The sequence below is a fragment of the Streptomyces sp. genome (assembly GCF_031178505.1).
In the GTDB taxonomy this organism is placed as follows: Bacteria; Actinomycetota; Actinomycetes; order Streptomycetales; family Streptomycetaceae; genus Streptomyces; species Streptomyces gulbargensis.
The window spans coordinates 6,316-11,556 of sequence record NZ_JAPSIW010000148.1 but is presented as its reverse complement, the minus strand read 5'-3'; the positions used below and the strand labels follow the sequence as shown (position 1 = coordinate 11,556).

Sequence of the window (5,241 nt, the reverse complement as noted above, 5' to 3'; positions counted from 1 at the left end):
CTGGACGACGAGGTCGCCCCCGGCATGCGCGTCGTGCAGGTGACGCCGCCGGGCTCGCGCTGTTCGATCACGATGCTGGGCGGCATGCCCCCGATGCCGGGTACGAAGGAGATGTCCCCCGGCACCCTGCACGGCCTCCAGCTGTGCGTCACCGACATCGAGGCGGCGCGCGAGCGGCTCGTCGCCCGGGGCGTCGACGTCTCCCCCGTCATGCACGTCGGCGCGACCGGCTGGGAGGAGGGCAAGGGCGAGACCTGGAACTCCTTCATGACCTTCGAGGACCCGGACGGCAACGGCTGGGTGGTCCAGGAGGCCCCGTCGGAGCTGTCGGAGCGTTAGTTCCTTCCCGGCCGGGTCCCCGGATCACGGTCGTCGCTCAGAACTCCAGCCGGAAGTGGCGGAGCGGCCCGCTCCCGCCCCCGGGCCGCAGCCCGGCGCCCTCCATCACCCGGTGCGAGGCCGTGTTGGCGAGGTCGGCGTCCCCCTTCACCCCGGCGGCGCCGGCCTCCCGGGCCACCCCGACGAGCGCCCGCAGCGCCTCGGTGGCGTACCCCTTCCCCCGTACCGAGGGAACGACCCCGTACCCCACGGTGACGAAGCCCTCCGTGTCCGGCGGCCCGTGGAAACCGATGCCGCCGACGGCGGCCCCGCCGTCACGCAGCCGTATCCGGTACACCGCGAACACCCCGGGATCACCGCGCTCGGCGACCCCCCGCAGGAACCCGGTGCACGCCCGGACGTCCCCGTCCCCCGGGTATCCCTCCGCCCAGGTGTCCCCGGCGCGGGGCGTCCGCGCGACGACCCGCTCGGCCTCGGCGACGGTCATCGGGTGCAGGAGAAGTCGCGCGGTGGCGACGGAGGGGATCTTCACCCGCGCAGTCTGCGGACCCGCCGCCCCACCGACAACCGCTTTTCCGGCGGCCCGGCCAGCCGGCCCGGCTCCGTCGGCTCGACCCGCCCGAGCACCTCGGCGAGCGGCACCCCCGTCCGGGCGGCCACGACCCGCCGCGCCCGCACCTGCGCCCGCGTCCGGGGCCGGAACTTCGGCTCCCGCCCGCACCCGCACGCCTCGAACCCCTCGTAGCGCAGCCCCGCGGCGAGCACCACCCCGACGACGGACCACGCCTTCCGGTCGCGGCGCCGCGGCGCCGCGAAGTCCCGCCCGGCGCACACCATCGGCCGGGCACAACGGGGACACGGATGCCCGGCCGCCCGGGGGAGCCGCTTGAAGCTGACGCGGCAGGGCACGCACGCGTAGTGCATGGGGTCAAGGGAGCCGTACACGCACATGCCGCGACCGTACGGACGGGCCCGGGCCGGCCGCCACCGGTTAAGCGGCAGGGCGGGGGCGTCGGTCGACCGGGCTTCCTCAGAATGACGTCACTACGGCTCTGGCCGCTAACCACGCGGTCGTCGTTGGTGGTTGTCGGTCACCATGGGCCACCTTCCGACGGCCCAGAGACGGCCCGGTACCTGTTCGTCTCAGCTACGGCTAGGTACTCAGCGGTCTTCCCCCGCTGACACCTCCTAGCTCCTTCTCCCCATGGTTCCCCGCTCCGAACGGCTACCGTTCGGAGCAAGCATCACCGCTGCCGGCCGCACCGGATTACGTAAACGAGCAGACGAAGCAATGTCATTTCGATACAGTTGCCGTTATGACGCGCCCTCAGGGGGAACCCTTCAAAAGCCCCGATCGCCTGCTCTTCACCTTGGCAGAAGTGGCTACTTTACGGTCCCTGGAGTTGGCCGGAAGTCGACTTAAGGCGCGCGAGAACCGCTCACTCAGAGGGCGACTTACGCATATCCCTAAGTGGGATGCTCATATTGAGATTCGCGCGACTAGCGGGGAGCTCGAAAAACTACTCAAGGGCGCTTGGGATATTCCAGCAAAGGCGGGTTGCCCGGCCGATCTACTGAACGTTCTCGATTCCCACTGTCGTCAAATCCTGATTGAGGGAACAGCGTATAGCAGAGACGCATTGCGAGGCGATCTCAGGGTGCACGGGTTCCTTTCCTGAGGATCGCAAGACCCCGCTCAGCAAGGACTTGAATGTCGAACACCTCGCAGTTGCCTCCAGAGGAAGAGTACGTACGCGTCCGCCTTTCCAGGACGCTAGGCGTGCCACTAGAAGCGCACGATGACCAGTCGCGATCAAGCATGTATGACCTGAAAATTCTGTACAGGGACAGGCCGGCGGCCCCGGTTGAAGTCACCTCGGACGTGGACGGCCAGACTATCTCAACACTGAATTCCCTCGCAAAAAATTTCAATAACGGACTCTGGGAAGCTCCGTCACTCGAACGCCTGTGGCTTGTGCAGGTCAATAGGAATTCGCGACTTAGGCACCTGTGGCACCACTTGGAGTCCAATCTGGGAGCACTGGAAAAAACAGGGATCCACGTTTTCGAATCCGATACCTGGATGCATCATTGCCATGGCGAGAATGTAAGTGCAACCGCCCAGAAGCTCGGCAACTTGGGTGTTGAGAGCGCACACTCTCGTCCCGCCGTCGATGGCGCTCCAAGGATTGCACTCACCTGGATTCAGCATTGGGACTCTTGGGATGGATCCGGAGAAGATATCACGAGATGGGCCAACGAATTTCTATCTTCTCCGCGCTGTGAGGACAACATCAAAAAGCTGTCTGCCCCCGGCGCGACCGAAGCTCATTTGGCGGTATTCGCGCATATGAGTGCGGTGCCGTGGAGCGTCTGGCGAGGGCTTCTAGACTCCAGCGTCGTTCCGCTTACTCGCCCCAACTTACCTACACCCGTAACGCATATCTGGATTTTCCCTGCCCCTTGGGGATCTCCGTGGGGAGAAAGCGCCCTTGCCTTCGACTCATCTACGGGTTGGCGCCGCTTCGAGACGAGCGAGTAAGCCGCGTAAATGCCCAGTACGGCTGAGCCCTAGGTGCCCCGCGGCAATTGACCACCCGCCACTTAAGGTTATAGACCCATTACAGTCCGCTCAACGGGTGGATCAGCCGTCCTCACTGCAAAGCTTGATCCAAAGGGCTGTCGATGGTCCGGCTGGTCGCCTACTGGCGGTGCACCCTATGGGGTCGACGGCCCAGGGGCGGCCCAGAGCCAGTGAGACGCGACGGGGCCGACGGTCCACGACCGACGGCCCCAACCGCTGAATCAGCGGGAATTTACTCCGACCTGCGGCTACAGCACCGGCAGGTTCTTCCGGAGCTCGAAGGCCGTGACCTCGGAGCGGTACTCCTCCCACTCCTGCTTCTTGTTGCGGAGGAAGAAGTCGAAGACGTGCTCGCCCAGGGTCTCCGCGACCAGTTCGCTGCGTTCCATCAGGGCGATGGCCTCGCCGAGGTTCTGCGGGAGGGGCTCGATGCCCATCGCGCGGCGTTCGGAGTCGGAGAGGGCCCAGACGTCGTCGTCGGCGCCCGCCGGGAGTTCGTAGCCCTCCTCGATGCCCTTGAGGCCGGCGGCGAGGAGGACGGCGTAGGTGAGGTACGGGTTGGCGCCGGAGTCGATGGAGCGGACCTCGACGCGGGAGGAGCCCGTCTTCCCCGGCTTGTACATGGGGACGCGGATGAGGGCGGAGCGGTTGTTGTGGCCCCAGCAGATGTACGAGGGGGCCTCGCCGCCCGAGCCCGCGGTGCGGGAGGAGCCGCCCCAGATGCGCTTGTAGGAGTTGACCCACTGGTTGGTGACCGCGGAGGTCTCGCCGGCGTGGCGGAGGAGGCCGGCGATGAAGGAGCGGCCGACCTTGGAGAGCTGGTACTCGGCGCCCGACTCGTAGAAGGCGTTGCGGTCGCCCTCGAAGAGGGAGAGGTGGGTGTGCATGCCCGAGCCCGGGTACTCGGAGAACGGCTTCGGCATGAACGTGGCCTGCACGCCCTGCTCCAGCGCCACCTGCTTCATGACGAGGCGGAAGGTCATGATGTTGTCGGCCGTGGAGAGCGCGTCGGCGTAGCGCAGGTCGATCTCCTGCTGACCCGGGGCGCCCTCGTGGTGGGAGAACTCCACCGAGATGCCCATCGACTCCAGCATCGTGATGGCCTGGCGGCGGAAGTCCATGCCCACGTTCTGCGGGGTGTGGTCGAAGTAGCCCGAGTTGTCGGCCGGGGTGGGCCGGCTGCCGTCGAGCGGCTTGTCCTTCAGCAGGAAGAACTCGATCTCGGGGTGGGTGTAGAAGGTGAAGCCCAGGTCGGAGGTCTTCGCGAGGGCCCGCTTGAGGACGTAGCGGGGGTCGGCGAAGGACGGCGAGCCGTCGGGCATGAGGATGTCGCAGAACATACGGGCGGTGCCGGGCGCCTCGGCGCGCCAGGGCAGGATCTGGAAGGTGCCCGGGTCCGGCTTGGCGATCATGTCGGACTCGTAGACGCGGGCGAAGCCCTCGATCGCGGAGCCGTCGAAGCCGATGCCCTCGTCGAAGGCCTGCTCGAGCTCGGCGGGGGCGACGGCGACCGACTTCAGGAAGCCGAGCACGTCGGTGAACCACAGGCGCACGAACCGGATGTCGCGCTCCTCGAGCGTACGGAGCACAAATTCCTGCTGCTTGTCCATTTCCACACCCATCCTCGCTGGTCAGGCCGCCTGCTCCCACCGTCTCGGGCACACCGGGGGCACCTGAGCATCCCACCACATGGTTTCGCGCACGTTGCACCCCCATACTGCCCGCTCGGCTGTGACCGAGGTAACGGAGGGGAGGCGGAAGTCGTACCCCGTTCGGCCCACACGGGGCCCGCGCCCACTACGATCTGCGCCCATGGGGGCCCCACGGCTCGAACGCCTGTCCCGGTACGCGCGTCCCATGGCACTGGCGAGTGCCGTGGCGACGCTCCTCGCCGCGCTCTTCGTCTGTCTGGGCGCGGGCGCGGTCCCGGGCGGGCACGCCGGTCACACCGCCGAGCGGGTCTCCGCCGTCCGGGCGGTCACGGCCGTGCCGGGCGTCGCCACGGTGTCGCCGGAACCTCCGGCGTACGTCTGCCCGTACGACCGGGGCGACTGCTCCCTCTTCCCCTCCCCCAGCCCGGCGGTGCTGAGCGCGCCCCCGCTGGATCCGCCGCAGCACGCGGAGGACCGGCTGCCGCGCGCCGGCGAGCCGGCCGGTGCCGGAACGTCCCGGAGTCCGGGGCCCCCGCCCCGCGCGCCGGACCTGCACGTCCTTCAGGTTCTCCGGACCTAGGGGCGTCGCGCGCAGGTTGTGCCGGGTCACGCCCTCGAGGCGGAGCCGTCCGGCCGGTTCGCGCGGGACCCTCCCGCCGTCGTCGG

The 5,241-nt window shown here is 67.8% G+C and carries 5 protein-coding genes; 2 read left to right on the top strand and 3 right to left on the bottom strand.

Annotation, left to right across the window (positions count from 1 at the left end):
- On the top strand, positions 1-339 hold a 339-nt coding region (locus RIF68_RS13170), incomplete at its 5' end, for a VOC family protein (RefSeq protein WP_309051400.1).
- 37 nt (positions 340-376) lie between these two features.
- On the opposite strand, the gene RIF68_RS13165 is transcribed toward RIF68_RS13170, so the two are convergent.
- From RIF68_RS13165 to RIF68_RS13155, 3 genes are all read right to left on the bottom strand, one after another.
- Positions 377-871 (bottom strand): GNAT family N-acetyltransferase, encoded by a 495-nt coding sequence (locus tag RIF68_RS13165; protein WP_309051399.1) that lies wholly within the window; start codon positions 869-871, stop codon positions 377-379.
- Complete coding sequence (locus RIF68_RS13160; RefSeq protein WP_309051398.1) at positions 868-1,290, bottom strand: hypothetical protein; 423 nt, start codon at positions 1,288-1,290, stop codon at positions 868-870. Before RIF68_RS13160 ends, RIF68_RS13165 begins: the two co-directional genes overlap by 4 nt.
- A gap of 1,881 nt (positions 1,291-3,171) precedes the next feature.
- A complete protein-coding gene (locus RIF68_RS13155; RefSeq protein ID WP_309051397.1) occupies positions 3,172-4,533 on the bottom strand; it encodes a glutamine synthetase family protein in 1,362 nt (453 codons plus the stop codon).
- A 202-nt stretch (positions 4,534-4,735) separates the two neighbouring features.
- Here RIF68_RS13155 and RIF68_RS13150 point away from each other — a divergent pair, with 202 nt between their 5' ends.
- On the top strand, positions 4,736-5,155 hold the full coding sequence (locus tag RIF68_RS13150) for a hypothetical protein (protein WP_309051396.1): 420 nt from the start codon (positions 4,736-4,738) through the stop codon (positions 5,153-5,155).
- Positions 5,156-5,241: the final 86 nt, after the last annotated feature.

Coding starts and splice junctions, on each gene's coding strand:
- RIF68_RS13160 (WP_309051398.1), bottom strand. CDS start 1,290: ATGTGCGTGTACGGCTCCCTTGACCCCATGCACTACGCGTGCGTGCCC.
- RIF68_RS13155 (WP_309051397.1), bottom strand. CDS start 4,533: ATGGACAAGCAGCAGGAATTTGTGCTCCGTACGCTCGAGGAGCGCGAC.
- RIF68_RS13150 (WP_309051396.1), top strand. CDS start 4,736: ATGGGGGCCCCACGGCTCGAACGCCTGTCCCGGTACGCGCGTCCCATG.